Origin of the sequence: Croceibacterium selenioxidans, assembly GCF_018599195.1 — a bacterium.
GTDB classification, from domain to species: Bacteria; Pseudomonadota; Alphaproteobacteria; order Sphingomonadales; family Sphingomonadaceae; genus Croceibacterium_A; species Croceibacterium_A selenioxidans.
Map to the genome: position 1 here is coordinate 304055 of NZ_JAHFVK010000001.1, position 22560 is coordinate 326614.

19 protein-coding genes are annotated in these 22560 nt (G+C 63.3%); 12 read left to right on the plus strand and 7 right to left on the minus strand.

What is annotated here, in order from left to right; translation table 11 throughout:
- Positions 1-30 precede the first annotated feature (30 nt).
- From KK137_RS01510 to KK137_RS01530, 5 genes are all read left to right on the plus strand, one after another.
- On the plus strand, positions 31-2208 hold the full coding sequence (locus KK137_RS01510; RefSeq protein WP_214534261.1) for an outer membrane protein assembly factor BamB family protein: 2178 nt from the start codon (positions 31-33) through the stop codon (positions 2206-2208).
- 88 nt (positions 2209-2296) lie between these two features.
- Positions 2297-3100 carry a universal stress protein gene (locus KK137_RS01515; RefSeq protein ID WP_214534263.1) on the plus strand — a complete coding sequence of 268 codons (804 nt, stop codon included), beginning with the start codon at positions 2297-2299 and terminating at the stop codon, positions 3098-3100.
- Positions 3101-3196: 96 nt separating this feature from the next.
- Positions 3197-3493, plus strand: a complete 297-nt coding sequence (locus KK137_RS01520) for a hypothetical protein (RefSeq protein ID WP_214534264.1) — start codon at positions 3197-3199, stop codon at positions 3491-3493.
- A gap of 177 nt (positions 3494-3670) precedes the next feature.
- Positions 3671-4039, plus strand: a complete 369-nt coding sequence (locus KK137_RS01525) for an SHOCT domain-containing protein (protein ID WP_214535882.1) — start codon at positions 3671-3673, stop codon at positions 4037-4039.
- A gap of 54 nt (positions 4040-4093) precedes the next feature.
- Positions 4094-4951, plus strand: a complete 858-nt coding sequence (locus tag KK137_RS01530; protein ID WP_214534266.1) for a transglutaminase family protein — start codon at positions 4094-4096, stop codon at positions 4949-4951.
- Between the two features lie 66 nt (positions 4952-5017).
- Here the strand turns inward: KK137_RS01530 and KK137_RS01535 are convergent, their stop codons facing one another.
- The 5 genes from KK137_RS01535 to KK137_RS01555 form a co-directional block, all read right to left on the minus strand.
- Entirely contained in the window at positions 5018-8242 is a 3225-nt protein-coding gene (locus KK137_RS01535; RefSeq protein WP_214534275.1) for an autotransporter outer membrane beta-barrel domain-containing protein, read from the minus strand.
- A 76-nt stretch (positions 8243-8318) separates the two neighbouring features.
- Entirely contained in the window at positions 8319-10706 is a 2388-nt protein-coding gene (locus KK137_RS01540; protein ID WP_338027921.1) for a TonB-dependent receptor, read from the minus strand.
- A gap of 38 nt (positions 10707-10744) precedes the next feature.
- A complete protein-coding gene (locus tag KK137_RS01545) occupies positions 10745-11650 on the minus strand; it encodes a FecR family protein (RefSeq protein WP_250893542.1) in 906 nt (301 codons plus the stop codon).
- Positions 11651-11707: 57 nt separating this feature from the next.
- Positions 11708-12235: an RNA polymerase sigma factor gene (locus KK137_RS01550; RefSeq protein WP_214534280.1), complete on the minus strand. Its 528-nt coding sequence runs from the start codon at positions 12233-12235 to the stop codon at positions 11708-11710.
- 101 nt (positions 12236-12336) lie between these two features.
- Complete coding sequence (locus KK137_RS01555; protein ID WP_214534282.1) at positions 12337-13008, minus strand: hypothetical protein; 672 nt, start codon at positions 13006-13008, stop codon at positions 12337-12339.
- A 194-nt stretch (positions 13009-13202) separates the two neighbouring features.
- Here KK137_RS01555 and KK137_RS01560 point away from each other — a divergent pair, with 194 nt between their 5' ends.
- From KK137_RS01560 to KK137_RS01570, 3 genes are all read left to right on the plus strand, one after another.
- Positions 13203-13388 carry a hypothetical protein gene (locus KK137_RS01560; RefSeq protein WP_214534283.1) on the plus strand — a complete coding sequence of 62 codons (186 nt, stop codon included), beginning with the start codon at positions 13203-13205 and terminating at the stop codon, positions 13386-13388.
- A 302-nt stretch (positions 13389-13690) separates the two neighbouring features.
- Positions 13691-15241, plus strand: coding sequence for an ATP-binding response regulator (locus tag KK137_RS01565; RefSeq protein WP_250893657.1), 1551 nt, complete (start codon positions 13691-13693; stop codon positions 15239-15241).
- A gap of 1 nt (position 15242) precedes the next feature.
- On the plus strand, positions 15243-16157 hold the full coding sequence (locus KK137_RS01570) for a response regulator (protein WP_214534287.1): 915 nt from the start codon (positions 15243-15245) through the stop codon (positions 16155-16157).
- Between the two features lies 1 nt (position 16158).
- On the opposite strand, the gene KK137_RS01575 is transcribed toward KK137_RS01570, so the two are convergent.
- Positions 16159-16668, minus strand: coding sequence for a RidA family protein (locus KK137_RS01575; protein ID WP_214534288.1), 510 nt, complete (start codon positions 16666-16668; stop codon positions 16159-16161).
- A gap of 293 nt (positions 16669-16961) precedes the next feature.
- Here KK137_RS01575 and KK137_RS01580 point away from each other — a divergent pair, with 293 nt between their 5' ends.
- The 4 genes from KK137_RS01580 to KK137_RS01595 all read left to right on the plus strand — a co-directional run bounded on the left by KK137_RS01580 (position 16962) and on the right by KK137_RS01595 (position 22114).
- The gene (locus KK137_RS01580) at positions 16962-19475 is read left to right on the plus strand and encodes a TonB-dependent receptor plug domain-containing protein (protein WP_214534291.1); all 2514 of its coding nucleotides are present in this window, start codon (positions 16962-16964) and stop codon (positions 19473-19475) included.
- A gap of 64 nt (positions 19476-19539) precedes the next feature.
- Positions 19540-20022: a Rid family hydrolase gene (locus tag KK137_RS01585; RefSeq protein ID WP_214534292.1), complete on the plus strand. Its 483-nt coding sequence runs from the start codon at positions 19540-19542 to the stop codon at positions 20020-20022.
- Between the two features lie 40 nt (positions 20023-20062).
- Positions 20063-20503 carry a c-type cytochrome gene (locus KK137_RS01590; protein ID WP_214534294.1) on the plus strand — a complete coding sequence of 147 codons (441 nt, stop codon included), beginning with the start codon at positions 20063-20065 and terminating at the stop codon, positions 20501-20503.
- Between the two features lie 24 nt (positions 20504-20527).
- Entirely contained in the window at positions 20528-22114 is a 1587-nt protein-coding gene (locus KK137_RS01595) for a flavin monoamine oxidase family protein (protein ID WP_214534296.1), read from the plus strand.
- A 63-nt stretch (positions 22115-22177) separates the two neighbouring features.
- Here the strand turns inward: KK137_RS01595 and KK137_RS01600 are convergent, their stop codons facing one another.
- Positions 22178-22522: a UrcA family protein gene (locus KK137_RS01600; RefSeq protein WP_214534297.1), complete on the minus strand. Its 345-nt coding sequence runs from the start codon at positions 22520-22522 to the stop codon at positions 22178-22180.
- Positions 22523-22560 lie beyond the last annotated feature (38 nt).

Genomic DNA, 22560 nt, shown 5'->3' on the forward strand with positions numbered 1-22560 from the left:
CTCGCCGCAAACATGTCGGGGAGGGACGGGATGATAGCGAAGCGCATGGCCGCAAAGGCGGTCGTGGGATTGGCTCTGGCGTCAATGGCTTTCGCGCAAGCCGTCGGGCAATCCGGTGCTACGTTCGAGCCCGTCACCGACGCGATGATCCAGCAGCCCGACCCCAAGGACTGGCTGAGCTGGCGGCGCACACTCGATTCCTGGGGCTACAGCCCGCTCGACCAGATCGACCGCGCGAACGTCAATCAGCTGCGCCTGGTCTGGGCACGGCCGCTCAACGCCGGCTCACAAGAGGGCACGCCGCTGGTCCACGACGGCGTTCTCTACTTCCCGGAGCCAGGCGACGTGATCGCCGCAATCGACGCGAAGTCCGGCGACGTGCTGTGGGAGCACCGCCGGGCCGTACCGGAGGATGTCCGCCAGTTCCTCACCGTGCCGGATACCAAGCGCAACATCGCTATATACGGCAACCTGATCATCGCCAGCAGCTCCGACGACTTCATCTACGCCCTCGACGCGCGCACCGGCGAGCAGGTCTGGGAGACGAAAATCCTCGATTACAAGCGCGGTGCCAAACAGTCTTCGGGCCCGATCATCGCCGATGGCCTGGCGATCACGGGGCGCTCGTGCGAACCCGAAGGCGGGCCGGACGCTTGCGTCATCACCGCGCATGATGCGCTCACCGGTCGCGAAGTCTGGCGCACCAGCACGATCGCTCGCGGCACGGATCCAAACAGCGCGACATGGGGCAGTGTGCCGGAAGAGAAGCGCCAGCAAGTCGGCGCCTGGATGATCGCCAGCTACGACCCGCAGCTCAAGCTGGTCTACATGGGCACATCTGTCAGCGCCCCGGCGCCCAAGATTTCGCTTGCGGGCAACGACTTCGACTACCTGTACCACAACTCGACCCTGGCGCTCGACGTGAAGACCGGGAAGATCGTCTGGCATTACCAGCATATCGTCGATCACTGGGACCTCGACCACCCGTTTCCACGCATGCTTATGGACGAGGAAGTCGCGCCCGATCCGGCCGAGGTCAACTGGATCAATCCGAAGATCAAGCGCGGCAAGACTTACAAGGTCTTGACTGGCGTGCCGGGCAAGACCGGGGTGGTATACACCCTCGACCGCGAGACCGGCGAGTTCCTCTGGGCCCGGCCGACGATCTACCAGAACGTGGTCCAGGCGATCGACGGCAAGTCAGGTCGCGTCACGGTCAATCCCGCCACGGTGTTCACCGAATATGGCAAGGCGGCCCTCGTCTGTCCTTCCGCCTCCGGTGGCGCGAACTACCAGGCTCCGGCCTACAGCCCGCTGACGAAGACGCTGTACTTCCCGGCGCAGAACACCTGCGCCATGGTCTCCGCCGTGGCGCCCAGCCCAGACGGGGCCGGTGTCTACGGTATGGCGGCGCGGGCCCAGCTTGCACCGGGAGCCGACGGCAATGTCGGAGTGATCCATGCGGTCAATGCCGTCACCGGCCTGACCGAATGGACATACGCGCAGCGGGCTGGAATGCAGTCGCTGATGACCACTGGCGGCGGACTCGTCTTCGCCGGGGACGCCGGCGGGCGCTTCCGGGCCATGGACGACCGGAGCGGCGCGATCCTGTGGGAGGTCAATCTCGGCTCTTCCGTCACCGGCTATCCGGCAACGTTCGAGGTCGATGGGCACCAATACCTCGCCGTCTCCACCGGGCGCTGGCTCAGCGATGTATTCACGCCCGAACTGATCCACGGCGGACAGAACACGCTTTACGTTTTTGCCTTGCCGGACGCGGGAATAGGTCATCGTGGTCCGGTGAAGGCCCCGATCGATCCCGCGGCGAGGGTGACCACCAACGATCCCGCGCTAGATGTGGCACCGTCGCGGAACGTGAGCGACGGCGTGTTCGGTTTCGCCCAGGCCACGGCCGGCAAGGCGGTCTACGAAACCCGTTGCGCCGCCTGTCACGGCGCAACCTTCACGCCCGGGCCCGGTGCGCCTCCAGTCCAGGGCGCCGCCTTCCTCGCCAACTGGCGCGGGCGGACCATGGCTGATTTTGTCACCCTCGTGCGCACCACAATGCCCCCGGGTGCCGGGGGATCGCTGCCCGAGACGGAATACCTCGCGGTGGTGGCCTACTTGCTGCAGGCCAACGGGTTCCAACCAGGACAGTCGCTGACCGGCGACGAGGCGACTTTGCGGGGAATTGGTTTCGGTAGCTAGAGTTCGTCGAACTCAGCAAAATCCCGGAGATACAGGCGGGTTCATCCTCAGCATATTGGGTGGCACCATCAACGGGACGAACCGCCCCATGATCAATTCCATCGCCCTTCCGACCGACTTCTCGGACGCTGGCACGACTGCGTTCGAACACGCGCTGAGATTGGCGATGCTCAACCGCAGCCGCCTCGACCTGCTGCATGTGCGCCATCCGGAAGAGCCTCCCAGATGGCAGGCGTTTCCGCGCGTTCGCGAAGTGCTGCATCGATGGAACTACCTGGCTGAGGATGCGCCGGTGGAGGACATCCTGGCGACCACCGGTGTCGAAGTGCGCAAGGTCGATATCCGGGATGGCGACGCGGGCGACGGGTTATCCAACTATCTGCACGAACATCGGCCCGACCTGCTGGTGATGGCCAGCCGTGGGCATGCCGGTCTCGAGAGGTGGCTAAAGGGATCCGTTTCCGCCGAGATCTTGAGGGAAACGCTGGTTCCGACGCTGGTTCTGGGCCCGGAGGCGCGTCCTTTTGTGGCCTCGGACTCTGGCGTGATGGAGGTCGGAATCGTTTTGGTCCCTGTCGATCACCGTCCTTCGCCCAACGGCGCGATCGCCAAACTGCAGTCGCTGACGAGCGCGCTGGAGGTGACGTTCGACTTTGTGCACGTGGGCACGGACGCGCCTCGGGTAGAGGATGGTAACGGAGCGCCCCTGCCCGTTCGCACAGTCGAGGGCTCGGTGGTCGAAGCTCTCGTGCTGGAAGCCGACAGCGTGAATTTGATCGCCATGCCCACGGAGGGGCGCAACGGATTCCTCGATGCCATCAGGGGCAGCACGACCGAGCGGCTAATCAGCGAGGTCGGATGCCCGGTGTTGGTCTTGCCGGTATCGAAATAGCCTTAGCTTTCCGCCCAGGCGCGTTGCTACTGATGGGAAGCAATTATATTATTTCGGTTAAAGATGGAATGACCGATAATAGAGCCGGGGTAGGGGATGAAGAACGTCTTCACAACCGCCATAGTACTGGCAATGATCGCGGTTCCCGCGACTGCGCAGGAAGCGGCACAAGAGGCGACTGCCGACACTGCAAAACAAGAGAAGAAGATCTGTCGTTCCGAAAAGATGACAGGCTCACTTACTCGCCGCACCAGAATTTGCCTGACTGCTGCGGAGTGGCGTGATTTCAACACAAGGAACAAGCGCGGGTTGGACGACTTCAATCGCAGCGCATCGGGCGGAAAGATGTGTTATCCGAACCCCATGGACCCCCATCAGGGCTGCCCCGGCTGATGCAGGATCCTCCGGCTAGTACGGAGCGAGACAAAAGAATCGCTTGCCCTGACACCGGTTTGTTTTGAGCCCTTGAGATGCCTCAGACAGAACCCGACCGCTCGTTCGGGTTTATCCCGATAATCAATTGGAAGGGCGCGCGATATTCATTGTCTCATCAGCCGAAAGGGAAGTCTGATGTGGCAAAATCTTTGGTCGTTCCTCGTGAGTGTTACTATCATTTTCGCGTTCGTCATGTGGTTCTGGCTTTTGATCACGGTGATTGGCGATCTCATCCGCCGGGGTGATGCAGGCGGGTTCAAGAAAGTGCTGTGGGTCATCCTGCTCTTCATCACGCCATTCCTGGGCGTATTTCTCTATTTGTTGACGCAGTCGAGAGGCATGGCGGAACGCAATGACCTCCAGCGAAGTCAGGCCCGCACCGAGTTGCGCGAATTTGTCGGTTACAGTCGGGCGGATGAGTTGGAGAAGCTGGAAAAGCTCAAGGCATCCGGCGTGATCAATGCGGAAGAATTCACGAAGCTTCGAGGCCAGGTGTTGGCGTGACGAGCCTATAGGCGCGGCCGGCTGCATGGGGCCCCAGTCAAGAGGCGAGATGTCGTGAAACGTCTCAAGATTTCTCACAAGACAGAGTATTTCTATAACACCCCGGTTTCATTCGGACCGCATCGCATCATGATGCGCCCGCGTGAGGGACACGACATCCGCATCGTCGATGGCCGTCTCGAAGTTGAGCCGGAAGCGACCGTGCGTTGGTTGCGCGACATCTACAACAACTCCATCGCCATCCTTACGTTCATGGAGCCGTCGGACAAGTTGAGCATCATGGGCGAAGCGGAGATCGACTACCTGCGCGATAGTCCCATCGAATGCCTGATCGAGCCCTACGCGCGTCTTTTCCCATTCCAATATGCACCCGAAGAGCAGATCGAACTGATCCAGTATCGCCTACCCAGCTATCCCTACGACGGCACGGTGCTGCACGATTGGCTGGAGGATCTTTACCGTCACGGCAGCGGCGAGATTATGGAGACGTTCGATCTTCTCGGCATGCTCAACTCGCATATCTACAGCTCGTTCAAATACATGAACCGCGAAGAACACGGAACTCAGCCGCCCTGCGAAACGCTCTCGCTTGGCACGGGATCCTGCCGCGACTTTGCGGTGCTGATGATGGAGGCGGCGCGGTATTGGGGCTTTGGCGCGCGTTTTGTCACCGGCTACATCCAGTTAAGCGAAGGTCAGCACGGTGCCTCGCACGCGTGGACCGAGATCTACATACCCGGCGCCGGCTGGCACGGGTTCGATCCCACCAACAACAAGATGGTCGGGAGTGAGCACATCCCCGTTGCGGTAGCCCGCGAACAGGAGAAGGCCTGTCCTGTTTCCGGAGCGTGGGCAGGCCCGGCGAATGCGTTCGACCGCATGGAGGTCTCCGTCCACACGACCGCGGTGTAGAGCCCAGTGAAACCCAGCGGGTTTCGCCTCTCCGTGGCCGTCGCCACGGAGAGGCGGGGGGGGGTCCTAGAAACCGATGCGCAGCGTGCCGAGCAGGGATAGGGCGGTGTTGCCGTTGCGGTCTTCCACGCCGACCTCCCCGTCCATTTCGAAACGGTCTGTCCCGCCCATCATCCGGGCGCGCGCAAACCAGCCGCTGTCGTACTGTTCCGGCTGCAACGTGAAGGGGGTGCCACCCTCGAAGCGCGCGGTCGTCGCACCGAGGGTGCCACCAGCTATTTCCCGCCAGCCGCCTTCGGCTTCGACGCGGAACCAACGATTGTCATGGCTCGGCGCACGCCACAGCCCGCCACCGCCGCGGCCGACGAAGTCGAGGCCGACCGCAAGGCCGCCGTTCACTGCCAACTGGTCGCTGTCGCGGTCATCGACGATGAGGTCGAAGCCCTTGCCCCCGCCCGTCTCGGTGTAACCCTCTTCATCAAGCTTGATGTAGTCGGCCGTTACCGAAGGTCGGAAGAAGAACTTCCCGGCGTGACCTTCGTAGGAAGCGCCGCCGCTCAGGGTGAAGACCGTGCCGTCCCATTCGCCCTTCGCGGTCTTTGTCACAGCCTCGCCATTGGCGGTGCCACTGAAAGTACGGCTTCCGCTGAAGTTGGAAAGACCGATGGACGCGCGGGAAAACGCGCTGAAGTCGCCCCAGTTTCCGCGCCAGTAGCCCGCCAGTTCCCAATTACGCGACTCAACTTCGCGCAGGTCGCCATCGTCATGGACACTCCAGAACCAGGCTGCCGAAGCACCGAAGCTGCCAAGACCCGTGTCGATCTCGCCGGCCGCAGAGAAGCCCATGCCACCCACGTCGTAGGCGGCGGTCACGCCGATGTCCTTGCTGCTGGTCCAGCCGGCGGTGCTCAGGATGATGTCGAGACCACCCAGCGAGTAGACCGGGTTGGCCGGCTGGAACACTTGCCGTGCCAATGTGCGCGAGCCGAGGCTGACGCCCTCGAACGCGCCGCCGGCATGATCGGGCAACATCTGGCCAAGAGTGGCGCGGAACTGCTCGCCAGTCGTGATCCCGAGGAACACGTCTTCGATCTTGTCGTCGTTGTTAAGAGCCGCGAAAACCGCGTTGTATGCGGCGGACTGGGACTGGTTGAGACCCAGCTCCTGAGCAGACCGCTTGGCGATGTCGACCGCGATTGCGTTCGGGCCGGCATTGGTCGCGAGGGTGGCCTTGAACAGGAAGGGGACAAGGTCGGTATTGAACTCGATATCCGAAAGGCCAGTGATCGAGCCCGACTGCAGCACAAGGTAGCGCCCCTCGGCATCCTCCACGTCCGCGATCTTCACCGCCAGTGTCGCGCCATCGGCGAAGCTCGTCGTCCCGCCGACCGTGATGAGCGCGCCGTTGCCGAGGCTCTTGTCGAGGGTGGCGAGCAGCACGCCGTCCGCCCCGACGGCAAGCGATCCGATCGCGGAGGCCTGAGTCGCATTCAGGATGCCCCCGGTTACATTGACTGCGAGGTTGCCGGAATTGACGAGGCCGCCGATGAAAGTAGCCTTGCTGGACAGCGTCAGCGTTCCCGCCCCGCCACCGAAGTCGGCGATGCCTTCGAACTTCGACGTGCCGCCGAGGCTCATGGTGTTGCTACCCGCTCCGAAGAACACCTTGCCTGTCTGCACAGCGTCGCCGGACAGTTTCAGCGCATCGTTGCCATTGCCGAAGTAGACGTTTCCCTTCACCGTCCCGTCAGCGACGTCGAGCGTGTCGTTGCCGGTGCCGAAGCGAATGTCCCCGGTGATCGACGGGGCTGTGATTCCCGCCGCGACGGGCGTCTGCTTGACGGTTGCACCGCTGGTGTTGGCGGACAGGTCGATGGCGATGTTGCGAATGGAATCGGTGGCTGCGCCGCTGGCCGAAATCGCTCCGCTGTTCTCGATCAGGGTCAAGCCGCCACTGCGATCGAGAATGGCCGTTGCCGAACCGCTGGTTCCCGATGCCGTAGCTTTGATCGTGCCATTGTTGCGGATCACCGGCACCGAAGCACCCTGATCGATCAGGATCGCCGTGGCATGGGCTGTCGCGGCATTGCCGCCGACTGCTTCTACCGTACCCGAGATGCGCACGTCCGGCACGGATGCGCCGTCGCCGAAGCGTATCGCCGTCGCACTGGCGCCATTGGATTTCGCCGAAACCGTGCCGGAAATGCTCATGCCGTTGGCGATACTTACCGCGCCGCCACGCCCGCCGATCTGGAGGCCGGTGGCATTCACACCGGAATAGAGGCCATTACCAGCGATCGTACCATCGACGATGAGGCCAAACTTCGAGGCAGTGCCGGCTACCGGACCGATGGCGATGTCGCGATTGGTCGCGCCGATCACCATGCCCGGAGCAGCGCCGACGGAGATGACCGAGGCCGAGCCCTCCTTGGCATCTTCGATTCCGTCATCATCCTCGTCGGCGTCGTTCTTGTCGTTATCCTTGGGGGCGACGGCCAGGACGATGCCTCCGGTGACGTTGCCCTCGATCAGCAGGGCAGGGCCGCCTTGCAGCAAGTCGTCGGCATCGAGACTGGCAGGGTTGGCCGGGGAGGTCGTGTAGCGATAGCCGGTCGAGCCGACGTTGCCTTGCACGACCATGGCACCCGTCACGTCGCCCGCAAAGTGGGCGCCGATGGCGTCCTTGCCCTGGGCGGTCACGGTACCGGCCAGCCGGACGTTTCCGGTAATCGCTTCGGCATGAACGGCGACGCTACGGTCGCCCAGGACGTTGGTGGTACCGTTATGAGTGAAAGCGCCGGTCAGCGGGCCGCCTAGCCAGATGCCCGCCGAATCGTTGCCTTCGACCTTGATCGTGCCGCTATTGGCGATTTGGCCGGAATGGGCCCCGGCGGTACGGATCCCGAACCGGTTGGAACCGAGCGCAAAGGGCCCGTCGAGGTCGCCGTCATTATTGCTGTCCGTGGGCGTGTAGGGTTCGTCGATCGTGATCGTGCCCGAATTTACGATGTCCCCGGTGGTTCCGGCCGCGGCCAGTATTCCGATAGCGCCGTTGGCGTTGCTGATCGCGATCGCGCCGTTGTTGGTGACGGCGTGATTGCTGTCCATCGTCACGGCCGTGCCCGAGGTTGGCTTGACCGAGCCGGCGGCGGCGATCGTGATTGAATCGGGCGTACCGTTCTTCACCGTCGAGGTGCGAACAGGCTGGGTCCTGGCATTCGAGATCGTTTCGGCGGCAGCGGGCGCGGCGAGCGCAAGAACGGCAGCGCTGGCTAGCAGGTAGCGGTACATGGAGTCCCCTCAGGTCGGTTGTCGAACTGAGAGACGGAGACGGTTGGCCCGAACCTTGTCGCGGGCGGAAAAAAGTTCAGAAGTTGGCGTCGACCCCGAGACGGATCGTGCGGGGACGTAGCGGCGTGATCTGGTCGCGACCCACGGCGAAGGGCGTTCCCAGTGCGAAACGGTTGCCTTCCTCGTCAGTGAGGTTGGTCAGACCGACCGAAACTCCGAGATCATCCCGTCCGAGCCGCACGGTGAGGCCGGTATCGAGATAGTCCCCTTGCGTCTCGCCAAGTTCGGGCCCCACCCCAAGGCGCGAGCGCCCAACGTAGTTCGCCCAACCCTGCGCGGCGAGTTCGAGGTTGCTCCCGATGGGTCTCCGATAATCGAACCCAATCCGGCCCGAGAAGCGCGCCACGTTCGGTATTTCCGTGATATTCTCGAGTACAGCGTCAGGCAACTCATCGAGGCGGCCTGAAAAGTTGGGGAAGTTGAGGATCTGCGTGAGGCGCGCAAACAACATCTCGGACGGTTCGTCGATCCGGCCGTCGTTGTAGGTAAGGCCCGCGTCGATCCTGAGTTCGGGGGTTACGGCGACACCGGCTATGACGGTCGCGGACCAAATCCTGCCGTCACCGATATTAGCGGTGCTCGGCAGCCCCGCGCTGTCAATGAAATCGGCCTGAATGTCCTGCCAACGAGTATAGGCCACGTTTGCCGCGAGATCGAACGGGCCGCTGCCGGGACGGCCATGACGCGCGCCCAATTCGAGCGTGGCGATCCGGTCGTTGCGGAAGCGACTGACGAAATCACCCGCAATGGCCAGTCCACCAGGTCGGAAGCCCTCCTGGTAGCGCAAGTAGAGCGCGGTGTCGGGCAATACCTCGGCGACCAGCGATGCGGACGGCAGGAACACCTCCTCCGTGCGCGAAGAGGTGATTGCGGCCATCGACAAGGCCAACGCGGCGGCGACGTCTTCGCCTTCGCCACTCAGGCGCGAGCTGGTGTAGCGCCCTCCCGCGGTCGCGATCAGGCCATCCAGCAGACGAACACTTCCTTCGCCGTAACCTGTGAATTCATCGATGACGTTGGTGACGCCAGTGACGGCGCCCGACGTATTCGGCGCGCCGAGCGTGCGCGTCAACCGAGTGCGGTTGTGGGTATAGCTTACTCCCAGAAGCCATCCGAAACGATCTTCGATCGGCTGCCACAGCCGTGTCTCGTTCGCGATCATCTGGGTGTCGTTGTGCTGGACAAAAAGGCGCGGATTCTCTCCCGGCGCCGTGGCGTCGTAGCGCTCTTCGAGATTTTGTCCGGTGATGCCGGTTGAGGACTTGAACTGCACGTCGCCCAGACGGCCCGTCAGCACCAGTTGGCCTTGGGCAAAATCGGTATCGAAGCCTTCGGTAACGGAGGCCGACCGGCTCAGTGGCGGGCCATCGCGGTCGGCATACTGGCTGTCCCGGCCTTCGATCTGCTGCGCAACTCCGAGAAGGTCGACAGTCCAGTCGCCGCCGAGCGCCAGGCGGGCCATGGCCCGACCGCTGTAGATTTGGGTGCGGTTGACATCTTCCTCGCCGAGTAAGGGCTTGTCGATGTAGCCGCCTTGGGTTTCCAGGTTGACGGTGAAGCGCAGCGCGGCCCGCTCGCCGGCCAGCGGCAGGTTCGCCGTGGCGCTGGCATCGGCACCGATCGCCCCGTGTTGGGTCGCGCTGCCGCCGATCATAGCCGATCCACTTGATACGCCCATTTCCGGCTCGTTCGGGACCAAGCGAATGATGCCGCCGAGCGAACCTGCGCCATAGAGGGTACCCTGAGGACCCTCGAGAACTTCGACCCGCTTCATATCGGATAGCCGCAAGTCCGGATCAGGCGAGTTGTAGCTCAGACGCAAGTCACCGAGATACTGGCCGACCGTCGACTGGGTCGGCCCGGTAAAGCTCGAATCCGCGATCCCGCGCACGAACAGCTTGTTTCGGCCGCTCCCGAGATAGGTCGACGAGACCGTCGGCACGCGCTGCATGATCTTCTCGGTTCCACCGACGCCGCCAAATTCCAGCTCCTCTCCATCGAGAAGCTCCACTTGGCCCGCGTAGTTCGCCAGCGTCACTTCGCGCTTGCTTCCGATGACCACGATCTCCGAAGGCTCGGCCGGCGGTGCTTCGCTCGCTGTCGGCATGGGACGAGAGGTGGGTGCCGGAGCCCGCCGGGGCGCGGCTGCCTGGGCCGCCACCAATCGCCAGCCGCTAGACCCGGCCGGTACAGCGCGGGCGCCTGCGGCGCGTGCCAGGCGAGCGACGGCCTCCTGCGCGGAGAACTTGCCCCGGATCGCAGTGACAGTGCGCTTCGCTATCACTCGGTCGGTGATGACGATGCTGGTTCCGGTCTGGCGAGCAATGACGATCGCGGCTTGCTCGGCTTGGCCGGCCGGGGCGCTCACGGTCACCTCTTCGGCATAGGCCGGTGCGCTCGCCACGCAGGCTGCAAGACAGATCCACCTCCCCGCACGCATGACTAGTTAGCTTTGATCTCCCAGACCTCGCCATCACGGCGCACCGACAGCCCGAGCAGCGGACCGAGTGTTTGCGGATCGGCGCGAATCGGATCCACCAGAATGCTACCCGATACACGATGGGTGACGGAGTCTGGCGCGACCTCAAACGTCAGGCCGGTGGCCCGAGTCAAGTCCGCAGCGACGTCTGCCAGACTGGCGTCGTGATACGTCAATCGTCCCTCGCGCCATTCGCCTACCTCTGCGGTGACGATCTCGCCCACGCGATAGTGGCCGGAAGCGGTGTCCAGCGACAGGACTTGCCCGCGCGAGACCTGCACGTTCTGGCTTTGGGGATTGAGCACGACGGCACCTTCCGACACGGCGACGGACAGGGCATTCCGAGCTCGCTTAACGTCGAAGATCGTCCCGACGTCTACCAGCGTCTCGTTCCCCACGGTCACTCTGAACGGTGCCGAGGTATCGTGAATGACGGTGAACAGGGCCTGTCCCTGTTCGAGTGAGGCTACGCGGGGGTCGCTCCGGTCGAGTACGATCCGCGAGCCACCGGCGAGCGCAATCTGGCTGCCATCCTCCAGCTTGACCAGTTGGACCTGGCCCGGCGCGGTCTCCACGGTGTAGCTCCCGCCCCTGAATTGCCAGGCGCCGAAAGCCGCCACCAGAGCCAGGGTCATCGCTGCTGCGCCGCTGATCCACCGGCGCCGCGTGGCTCCTTGAACCGGCAGGTCGTCGTTTTCCGCCTTTGGCGTGGGAGGCAAGACTTCCACCGCTTCGCCAACGGCCGCCACGACCTGGTCGTACGCGACCGAGTGGGCCGGATCGGCCTCGAGCCAGCTTGTGAAGCCGTCCCAGTCGTCGAACTCCGGATCTCCGGTTCTTATGGCCCAGGCGATTGCTTGGTCACGCATCTTTTCGTCCGCCGTCATTCGCCGTGTCTCCTGCAGGCAAGGACGGAGTCGTGGGGTTCAAGCCTCATCGATCTGTTCTTTCAGCTGCGTCAGCGCCGCATAAGCTCGCCGGAGATCGCTCTCGACCGTGCTCAGGCTCACACCGAATTCCTCGGCCACCTGGCGCTGCGGAATTCCATCGACCCGGTGCCGGCGAAAAATGGCGGAAGGCCGATCGCCCAGGGCGGCCAGGGCTTGTGCGACAAGCCGAGCCTGTTGGTGACCGATCAGGTGCCGCTCCACCGAAGGAGCATCCGAAACACCGGGCACGGCACCGTCCTGGGCTTCACTCCACGCATGGTCTCGTCGGAGGGCCTGGCTCGCCGCGCGATAACGGTCGATCATCAGCGTGTCCGCCATGCGGAACAGATAGGACATGGGAGAGGCAACCGGGCCCGAGGTTCCTTTCGCCAATTTCAGCCAGATCTCTTGCAGCAGGTCTTCGGCAGCCTCTCCCGCCCCGCGTGCGACCAGGAAGCGCAGCAGGCGGTCACGATGCTCAAGGTATGCGGCCTCAAGACCGGCGCTAGAACGATCGGCGGACAATCCCAACAATCCTCGGTTCGTGCGCCGAAGTAGTAGGGCTCGGCGATATTGGAAAGGGCAAGCGAACCGCTTGCGATCGCCCGCCGGTCAGGGACCCCTCGTCAAGCGAAGGCGGCTGCCTGGGATTCCTTGCCTACGATAAGGCCATAGACGGCAACGCCCATGGCCAGCGACACCACGCTCATCGCGCTAGAGGCCAGCTGGGTGATGACGATACCGATCGGATCGGCCGGGTCGAACAGGATGGCACAGGCGATGACGACAGCGAGCAACGGAAGCGCCAGTGCGAACCAGGCGCCGAGGATCGTGAATTCGGAACCCCTGGTCCGTTCCCAGCTCTCTCCCAGTGCCTGCCGTACGCCGTAACCTCGACCTATCAGCAAGGGTTGGGCGATCATCCAGCGGGCCATGATTACCAAACCCGGAATGACTATGGCGATCATCCCAGCCACGACACCCAGCGTGTAGAGGATCGAAAGTCCGACATACGGCAGGAAGACGTCACCTTCGGTTCGCGAGATTAGGCCGGTCCTGCGCAGCAGGGCGTCAAATAATACGTAGGCGGTGACGACACCAACGACGAACTTGCCCAGGCCGATGACCACCTGATCCATCGGTGCGGTCATTCCCACCGTGTAGTATCCGATCGCGGCGTTGATGAGCGTCAGGCCGACGACGTAGATCAAGGTCGGCTTCATACCGTGTTCGACGACGCCGAGCGTCTTGTCGATGATGGTGCCGATCTTCAGGCTTCGCGATGTCAGGATAACCATACCGTTCCTCCCCCTTGCGTCCCGGCGGTACCCTCGGACGATCGGCGCGCTAGTCAAGGGGCAAGTTCGATTTCACCCCTCCGTGAGGGGACGCCCCGAAGGGCCGCCAATACGGCGAATGGCGTATTCAGACGGAAAAGAGGCTCTCCTAGCTTTTCTCTCACAAAAGCAATGGAGAATGGGTCGTGCAGAGAATGACGGTGGTAGATCGCTCGGTGGTGCAACAGATGGAAACGATGGTCTCTTGCCACAAGGCCGACGTGATCCAGCACCATTTCGGGATCAGCCTCAACACCTGGGCCAAGCTGCGCAAGGGCATGGCCATCCGCAATTCTGTCGCCGAACGGCTGGTCAACCGGCTGGCGCAAACGGCTCACTAGCCGGGTCAATGTGGCGAAATGAGCACCCCCCCGAGGTTAGCGTTTGTGCAGTGCAACAGATACTTGCCTAAACTAACTTTGCGTTGCAGCATGAGTGTCGGCGCATCTGTTTAGCTGCCAGCGCCGATGAGGGTCGCGTTGTGAATGATGAAAACTGCCCGGGGGGGTGGGCAATCGTCGGTCGTGGTCTCCAGGCGGAGAGAGACCCGGCCCAAGCGTATCCGCCGGGCCCTGCCGCCGAATCATCGGCTTCGCTGAAGGGGTGGGCCCCGGAATCGATCTTGCGTCTCGCGGTGGCTACCATGGCGGCGCTGATTGCCTTCGATCTGAGTGATAGAGAGGCCGAGCAGCTCCCGATGCTGGCCCTTGCGATCGCCGGTTGGTGCACCGCAGCGGGATTCGGACTGGTTGCCATCAAGAAAGGCCGGGAGGCTGAAGCGGCTTCGCTGGAGGCCGCAACTCAGTCTCACCGGAGCTTGGCAGCCGAGACGGCCAATGCTGCCAAGAGCCGCTACCTCGCTAACGTCAGCCACGAAATCCGCTCGCCGCTCAACGCCATCTACGGCTATGCCCAGCTCATCGAGCGCAGCGACAACCAAAACGCCCGCGAAGCCGCGCGCGTCATCAAGCGCAGCACCGAGCATCTGATCACCTTGATCGAAGGCCTGCTCGACATCTCGCTGCTTGAAAACGGCATGATGCGTATCAGGAGCGATCAAGTCAGTTTGCGCGAGTTCATCGACCAGACCTGCTGGATGATGCGCCCTGACGCCCAGGCGAAAGATCTCGATTTCCGCGTCGAGCTGACGGGGCGGATTCCCGAACTGGTTCGGACGGATCAAAGCCGCCTGCGTCAGGTGCTGATCAATCTGCTCTCGAATGCGATCAAGTTTACCGACCGTGGCTCGGTCACTCTGAAGGTCCGCTACTCGAACCAGATCGCGGTGTTTGAAGTCTTTGATACCGGGCCCGGGATTCAGACGGCGGACCGCGAGCGCATCTTCATTCCCTTCGAGCGCGGTGAGGCGGAAGACCAGCAACGGCGGCCCGGTGTGGGCCTCGGACTGCCGATTACCAAGGCCATCGTCGAGATTCTCGGCGGGCAGATCGAGGTCGAAAGCGAACCCGGCATCGGTACCTGTTTCCGGGTGACTTTGATGCTTGGTGAAGTGGCGGGCGCCTTCGCCAATGCGGCATTGCGTCCCGCTACCCCGGTGACCGCTCTGGCACTCGACGGCAGAGGCCGCTCGATCCTGCTGGTCGATGACGACCCGCAGCAGCTGTCGTTTATGAAGGCGCTGCTCGCGGCACAGGGCTTTGCCGTGACGGCGGTGCCAGACGGAGAAACGGCTGTCTGCCTATGCCGCCAGGCTTCCTTCGACCTGGCGATGCTCGACATAAACTTGCCGGGCATCTCGGGCTGGGAGACCGGCCATCGGGTTCGTGAATTGCTTGGCCGGGATATCCGCATTTTAATGCTCTCGGGCAATTTGCAGGAAGCCCCTAAAGGCTCCGTCGAGGAGCCCATTCACGACAGGTTCCTGGCCAAACCGGTCGAATTTAACGCCTTGCTGGAAGCGGTGGGCGAGCTGCTTGAGATCGCCTGTCGGCCAGCGCCAATGCCTGGCAAACTCCCGGCACTCCACAAGTCCGAGGGGGCAAACCCGCGGGCGCTTCCGCACATCACCCGGATTCGCGAATTCCTGAGCATCGGGCACTATCGGGGCGTCGAAAGCGCACTGGGCGAACTGGCGGAGGACGTCCCGGAGGCCTCGGATCTGGTCGCCTTCCTCCTAGAAAAGCTCGACCGGTTCGACCTAGCCGCGATGGCGCGGAAGCTGGAGGCTTACTGAAGTGGCCGCATTGCATGCCGATACTGTTCTCGTGGTGGACGACGATCCGGAGTCGCTGCGAACGGTAGCTAGTATGTTGGAATCGGCGCAGATAATCGCGCTCGTCGCCAATTCGGGCCGGGCGGGCCTCGACATCCTGAGCCGGACGGTTCCAGACCTCGTGGTGGTGGACGCAATCATGCCAGGCCTCGACGGGTTCGAAACCACCCTCAAGATCAAGCAGAACCCCGCGCTGTCGCACGTCCCGGTGATCTTCATGACCGGTCTTACCGAAAGTGAGCACGTGATCGAGGCGTTCGAGGTCGGCGGGGTCGATTACGTCCGCAAACCGGTAAATCTCGATGAACTCCTGGCCCGGGTCAGGCTGCACATGGCGCACGGCCGGGCCGTTCATGCGAGCACCGCCAGCCTCGACGCCACCGGACGCATGATGATGGCGACGGACACCGCGGGGGAGCTTCTGTGGTGCACCCCCAAGGCCGAGCGCCTCATCGCCCGAACCCTGCCCGGCTGGGACCGACGCGAAGCGAACCTCCCGGCGGAAATACGCGGTGCCATCGAGCGGCTGCTTTCGCGTTCGGACGCAAAGGGGGGCAGCGCCCGCGTCGAGCGTCCGAACTGTTCGCTGGAGCTGGCCATTATCGAGCACTACCGCAGCAACGAGGTGCTGATCCGGCTAACCGAGCTCAATCCCGAGCGCGATGCCCAGAAGCTGCAGGCGCAACTGGGCCTGACCCAGCGCGAAGCCGAAGTCATGCTGTGGATCAGCTACGGCAAGTCCAATTCGGACATTAGCGAAGTCCTGACGATCAGCCCGCGCACGGTGCAGAAGCACCTCGAGCGCATCTACGAGAAGCTAGGCGTGGAGACGCGCTCGGCAGCCGCGGCGATGGCGATCAAGGTGCTCGGCCAGTAGGCTATCTGGCTGGCGCCTTGGCGGCGATCGCTTCGATCTCGATAAGGAAGTGCGGGCCGACCAGCCCTGCGACCTGGAAGGTCGAGCGGGCCACGGTGTTGGGGTTCTCGTCGGTCTTGAAGAACTCGCGGAACCCCTCGTTGACGCCGGTGAAGTCCATTTTTCCGAGGCGCGGATCGGCGGCAACGAACAGGGTGAGCTTGATCACGTCACTCATGGAGTAACCGCGCGATTCGAGGATGGCCTTGACCTTCGAAAGCGTGCTGATCGTCTGAGTCTTGGTGTCACCCATCTCTTCCAGCGAGGTCACCGCGTTCATCGGCTTGGCCGGGTCGATCGGTGAGGGGAGCTGACCCGAGAGGTAGATCATGTCGGCCCCCGCGCTGACTTCGGCCGCATCGAGGATCAGCGCCTGCGGGTTGCTCTGCACTCGCGTGACTTGCGCCGAAGCGGCAGCAGGCAGGGCAAATGCGGCGGTCGCGGCGGCAGCTACCAAATATCGGTTCAGCATCAAGGTCTCCTGGTCCCAGGCGGCGCCCGCCGCCCGTCGAATCCGGGACCGCATAGTAGGGACAGCGCTGTGATCGGACGTACGCATATCGGCGTATGTCCAACCGCGCGGTTTTCGTTTGTCATGGCGGTGACGGGTGGTTGGGGTTCTCACTGAAAAGCCAACCCAACGACCTGAAACAAAACAAAAGACCTGTACGGGTCGCATGAACGATAAGGGCCAAACGGCTGAAAATCGCGAGTGTGCGCCCGGGCAATCCGGGGGAGGTCCGCAACCAGTTTGGGGGCTATCCAATGTCGCGCGTTTCACGGACTTTCATTTCCATTCTTCTGGCTTCGAGCACGTTCTCCGCTGCCCATGCCCAGACCACACAAGCCGAGCCCACGCTCGACGAAGCTGCCCCAGCTGACGAGAACGTCATCATGGTCACCGGCACCCGTGCCACCGGCCAGCAGGCAGCCGACAGCGCCTCGCCGATCAGGCTGTTGGGAGCCGAGGAGCTGGGCCGCGTTGGCCAGCCCAACCTCAACCAGGCGCTCACGCAACTCGTGCCTTCGTTCTCGGCGCAGACGCAGGGTACCGACATGTCGAACTTCTCGCTTAGTGCGAGGCTGCGCGGCCTGAACCCGAACCACACCCTGGTTTTGGTCAACGGCAAGCGCCGCCATGGTTCGGCGATCCTTCAGGTCATCGCCGGCCCGTTCCAGGGCTCGGCGGCTCCGAGCATTGACCTCATCCCACCTGATGCCGTCCAGCGCATTGAGGTATTCCAGGAAGGCGCCGCCGCGGTCTACGGTTCGGACGCCATCGCTGGCGTCGTCAACATCATCCTCAAGAGTAACGACCAGGGCGGCACCGCCAAGGTGACCGGTGGCCAGTACTACGACAGCGAGGGCGAAACGCTCAGCGTCAGCGGCAACCTCGGTTTCCCGATCGGGGACAACGGGTTCCTCAACCTGACCCTGTTCCACCGCCGCAACGGCCACACCTTCCAGGGCGACGGCCAGACTTCGGTCCGCGACATCGACGGCAACCTGGCGACCAACATCCCGGCCGCCTTCGTGCCGATCTACGACGCGCTAGACCTGAAAAACATCAATGGCGGCCAGGCCAAGTCTGATCTCAACATCGCGTTCTACAATGCGGGTTACGACTTTGGCGACTTCGAGTTCTACTCGTTCGGCAACGTCGCGCGACGCGAAGGCGAGGCATACCAAGGCTATCGCGTCCCGAACCGCATCTGCACCAGTTCGTCGGACCCGACCACCTGCTTCGCCGACACCGGAACGACCGGCATGGTGCCGCTGCAGAAGGTGGTCCAGGACCAGTACTCGGTCACCGGCGGCTTCCGCGGCGACATCGGTGGGTGGGAATGGGATCTCTCGAGCACTTACGGCTCGGACGGGAACGACATCTTCACGATCGAGTCGGCCAACCGCTCGCTGTTCATCGACACCGGGTTCACTCCGACCGACTTCTACAACGGTTCGTTCTCGCTGACCCAGTGGACCAATACCCTCGACATCCAGCATGACGTCGAGATCGGCCTGGCCGAACCCCTGACCATCGCCTTCGGTGCCGAATACCGCGAGGAAACCTACGGCATCAGCCCCGGCGACTACGGCTCGCGCTACAAGGAGGGCGGGCAGTCCTTCCCGGGCTACTCGTTGACCGACGCCGGCGACTACAGCCGGGATTCTAAGTCGGCCTACCTCAACTTCATCACCAATCCGGTCGAAGGATGGGTGGTCGATATCGCAGGCCGTTACGAGGATTACAGCGACTTCGGCGACACGGTGATCGGCAAGCTGACCACCCGCTACGATTTCACCGACGAGATCGCGGTACGCGGCACGGTCAGCACGGGTTTCCGCGCTCCGACCATGGGCGAATCCTACTACTCGGCCACCAACGTCGCGCCGACCAGCGCGAGCGTCCAGTTGCCGCCGAACTCTGAGGCCGCGGCCTTGCTCGGCTTCTCCCCGCTCAAGCCCGAGAAGTCGAAGAACTACTCGGCGGGTGTGGTGCTGCGTCCGGCGGACAGGCTCGTGGTCTCCCTCGACGGCTACTACATCACGATCAAGGATCGCATCGCCGGTACCTCCGCCATCCGCGGCCTCGTCAATGGCGTACCGCAGACCAACCTCATCAATGGCATCCCCGCCTACGATGCGGTCATGGCGGCGATCGCGGCCCGGGGCACGGTGATCGACAACGTGCCCACGGTCAGCGTGCAGACATTCACCAACGGCATCGACACCCGGACCTGGGGCCTGGACTTCTCGGCGCGCTATCCGGTCGATCTCGCCTTCGGTGAACTCGATCTCTCGCTCAACGCCAACTACAACGAAACCAAGGTCACCGAGAACCGGTTGGGTGAGGCCCTGTTCACCGCGCAGGCGGAGAGCTACCTCGAAACCGCGCAGCCCAAGTACAAGGCGACGCTCGGCGTCCTGTTCACCAAGGACGCCTTCAGCATCAACTTGCGCCAGTCCTACCAGGGCAAGTCCACCATCCTCGTGTTCCCAGCCATCAGCGGATACGGGCCCTACGAGGGCGTGGTCGAGGCAACGCCGCTGACCGACCTCGAAGTCGGCTACGAGTTCACCGACTGGATGAAGTTCTCCATCGGCGCGAACAACCTGTTCAACAAGAAGCCTGAAATCCCCGAACTGCTGCCGGTTGCGGTGGCGTCGGGCACCTCGCCCTACGTCAACGGCACGACCACGATCAACTCGCGGTATGGCCACGGCTCGTACGGCAGCAACGGCGGGTACTATTACGCTCGCCTCGATTTCAACTTCTGACCTTCCGGCCGGGCGCTGGAAGGCGTCCGGCCCCACTCACGATGAGTTACGGAGAGCCGATACAATGACCCTCAAAATGCTGCCCGCACTGGCCTTCGCGTTCAGTGTCGCCGCGTCGACCGCGCCCGCCCAGGCGCAAGTGACGCGGACCAAGAACAACCCGGAATCCCCTATCGCCAGCACGGCGACCGTTCCACCGGGGACGACGCTCCACTTCATCTCGGGGACCACGCCGTCACCGCTTGACCCCGCCAAGCCGGAAGAGCTCGGCGACACCCGGGCGCAGACGCTCAGCGTGCTCACCAAGATCAAGGCCCAGCTCGAAGCGATGGGTCTAGGCATGGGCGACGTGGTCAAGATGACCGTGTTCCTCGTCGGTGTGCCGGAGAAGGAGGGCAAGATGGACTCGGCGGCCATGAACGAGGTGTTTCGCACCTTCTTCGGCACCGCCGAGCAACCCAATTCGCCGACCCGCTCGACCATTCAGGTCGCCGCGCTCGGCCGCCCAACGATGTACGTCGAGATCGAAGCGATCGCTGCCAAGTGAACCTCGCAACCCCGAAAAGTCGCAATCGGGAGTCACCCCAATGAAACTCACATTATCGCGCTTGGCGATCGGCGTGGCCGGCTTTGCGCTCGTCACCTCCTTCGTCGCCCGAGCGCAGGATGCGCCCGGCGGCACGACCTCGGTCGAGGTCTCCGAGGAAGGCCGCGAAGTCTACGAACAGATATGCCAGGCCTGCCACATGGCCGACGGCAAGGGCGGCGGCGGGGCTGGTGCCTCGATCCCTGCGCTCGCCGGAAACCCGAACCTGGCCGATCCAGCCTTCGGCGTCGGAATACTGGTGAAGGGTCGGGGCGGCATGCCTTGGTTCACTGACATCCTCACCCCCGGGCAGATGGCGGCCGTGCTGACCTACGTGCGCAGCGATCTCAATGACTATCCCGAACCGGTCACCGAGGCAGACGTGAAGCGCGTCATCGCCGCCACCGAAGCTCCCACTCCCGATTGCTCAAGCTGCCGCTGAGCGCGCAGCCAGAAAGGACTGCCCATGAATTTCACTCCGCAGAGCCGCCGCGAACTCCTGGCGATGATCGGCAAGGTCGGGGGCGGCCTGGCCATGTACCAGGCGATGACCGCGCTTGGCCACGCGGCCGAAACCCAGTTCACCGGCCCGCCCAATCTCTCGGGCGCACGGCCAGGGTCCAAGGTGCTGGTTCTCGGCGCGGGTCTGGCCGGCCTGCTCGCCGCCTATGAGCTAACGCGTGCCGGCTACTCGGTGCAGATCCTCGAATACCAGGATCGTCCGGGTGGCCGGAACTACTCGGTGCGCGGAGGCGACAAGATCGTCGAAGTCGGCGGCGCCACCCAGACAGTCGGCTTCGCGCCGGGCAACTACCTCAATCCCGGCCCGTGGCGCATCCCGCATCACCACCGCACTCTGCTGCACTACTGCAAGCAGTTCGGGGTCGAGCTCGAGCCCTTCATCCAGCTCAACCACAACGCCTTCGTCCACCGCTCCGACGCGTTCGGCGGCAAGCCGCAGCGCTACAAGGAGGTCGCGGTCGACTTCAAAGGCCACGTCTCGGAGCTGCTGGGGAAGGCGCTCAACGCGGGCTCGCTCGACGATGCGGTCACCGCGGAAGACAAGGAGAAGCTGCTCGTCGCCATGCGCGAATGGGGCGCTCTCGACGGGAACATGAAGTACTCCTCGTCGCTGAAAGTGTCCGGCCAGCGCGGATTCGACAAGGCTCCTGGCGGCGGTGTCGACGGCGCGCCGACGATGTCGCAAGTTAATGGCCTTGGCGACGTCCTCTCGTCGCATGTCTGGTCGCAGATGGGCTTCTACTTCGGCTATGTGATGCAGACGACCATGTTCCAGCCCAAGGGCGGGATGGACATGATCGGCAAGGGCTTCGTGAAACAGCTCGGCAACGTGATCCGCTACGACACCAAGGTCACCAAGATCGCGCAGAGCGACAGCGGCGTGACCGTCAGCTGGGAAGATACCAAGACGGGCCGGACCGGCGATGCCCAGGCCGACTATTGCGTTTGCACCATCCCGGCCTCGATCCTGGCGCAGATGGATATCCAGGTCAGCGATGCCAAGAAGGCCGCGATCAAGGCGCTGCCCTACTCCGGCCAGGTCAAGATCGGGCTCGAAATGGCCAGCCGCTTCTGGGAGGACAAATATTCGATCTACGGCGGGCATAGCTTCACCGACCAGGCGATCGGGCTGATCTCCTACCCGAACAACAACATGTTCAAGGACGGTCCCGCGGTCCTGCTCGGCGCATTCGCCAGCGGGGCGGGTGGATACCAGTTCGCGGGCATGACGCCCGAGGCGCGGATCGAGGCGGCGCTCGCCCAGGGCTCGGTCTTTCATCCGGACGAATACCGCCGCGAATTCCGCAACGGCGCCTCGGTGGCCTGGAGCCGCATGCCATGGATCCTCGGCTGCTGCGCCACCTGGACCGACCAGACCCGCGAGGCGCATTATCAGGACCTCGTCTCGCTCGACGGCCGCATCGTGCTCGCGGGCGAGCATGCCTCTTACTACGGGTGCTGGATGGAAGGCGCCCTGCTATCCTCGCTCGACGCGGTCACGCGTCTGCACCAGCGCGCACTGGCAGCTTGAGCCTGGGGGAGCGAGGAGGTGGCCGGGTGAGGGTGCACCCGGCCACCGACCCGCTTCAATCGATCAGTTGTAAGTCACCGCCTGGCGCGAGGCGTCGAGCAGCGCCGGCTCGGCGCTCGCGGCCATCTCGCGACGGCACTGGAAGTCCGGCGCCAGGTCGGCATCGAGGCGGTCGCCAGGATTGCAGGCCAGGGCGATCGCACGGCTGACGCGCTTGCGCAGCTTTGCCGTACCATCGACGGTGGCGAGGTTGAGACCCTCGGTCGACACCTGAAGCGCAACCTGCTCCCGCCCGCCTTCGGCTGGACGTGACACAGAAACCGACATCTGGTCGTCACGCACATTGGCGATGGCTGCGGTAGAGACAAGCAAACCAGCGGCCGCAATCGCGGCTCCAACAATCTTCATGGCATCTTCTCCTGCGCGGGACGCTCTGGGCGCCCGTT

What these genes read in the sequence shown, in the direction of transcription:
- KK137_RS01525 (WP_214535882.1), top strand. Translation starts at nt 3,671, where the DNA reads ATGTGGCAAAATCTTTGGTCGTTCCTCGTGAGTGTTACTATCATTTTC.
- KK137_RS01580 (WP_214534291.1), top strand. Translation starts at nt 16,962, where the DNA reads ATGTCGCGCGTTTCACGGACTTTCATTTCCATTCTTCTGGCTTCGAGC.
- KK137_RS01565 (WP_250893657.1), top strand. Translation starts at nt 13,691, where the DNA reads ATGGCGGCGCTGATTGCCTTCGATCTGAGTGATAGAGAGGCCGAGCAG.
- KK137_RS01555 (WP_214534282.1), bottom strand. Translation starts at nt 13,008, where the DNA reads ATGGTTATCCTGACATCGCGAAGCCTGAAGATCGGCACCATCATCGAC.
- KK137_RS01560 (WP_214534283.1), top strand. Translation starts at nt 13,203, where the DNA reads ATGACGGTGGTAGATCGCTCGGTGGTGCAACAGATGGAAACGATGGTC.
- KK137_RS01590 (WP_214534294.1), top strand. Translation starts at nt 20,063, where the DNA reads ATGAAACTCACATTATCGCGCTTGGCGATCGGCGTGGCCGGCTTTGCG.
- KK137_RS01520 (WP_214534264.1), top strand. Translation starts at nt 3,197, where the DNA reads ATGAAGAACGTCTTCACAACCGCCATAGTACTGGCAATGATCGCGGTT.
- KK137_RS01600 (WP_214534297.1), bottom strand. Translation starts at nt 22,522, where the DNA reads ATGAAGATTGTTGGAGCCGCGATTGCGGCCGCTGGTTTGCTTGTCTCT.
- KK137_RS01595 (WP_214534296.1), top strand. Translation starts at nt 20,528, where the DNA reads ATGAATTTCACTCCGCAGAGCCGCCGCGAACTCCTGGCGATGATCGGC.
- KK137_RS01575 (WP_214534288.1), bottom strand. Translation starts at nt 16,668, where the DNA reads ATGCTGAACCGATATTTGGTAGCTGCCGCCGCGACCGCCGCATTTGCC.
- KK137_RS01585 (WP_214534292.1), top strand. Translation starts at nt 19,540, where the DNA reads ATGACCCTCAAAATGCTGCCCGCACTGGCCTTCGCGTTCAGTGTCGCC.
- KK137_RS01515 (WP_214534263.1), top strand. Translation starts at nt 2,297, where the DNA reads ATGATCAATTCCATCGCCCTTCCGACCGACTTCTCGGACGCTGGCACG.
- KK137_RS01510 (WP_214534261.1), top strand. Translation starts at nt 31, where the DNA reads ATGATAGCGAAGCGCATGGCCGCAAAGGCGGTCGTGGGATTGGCTCTG.
- KK137_RS01545 (WP_250893542.1), bottom strand. Translation starts at nt 11,650, where the DNA reads ATGCGTGACCAAGCAATCGCCTGGGCCATAAGAACCGGAGATCCGGAG.
- KK137_RS01535 (WP_214534275.1), bottom strand. Translation starts at nt 8,242, where the DNA reads ATGTACCGCTACCTGCTAGCCAGCGCTGCCGTTCTTGCGCTCGCCGCG.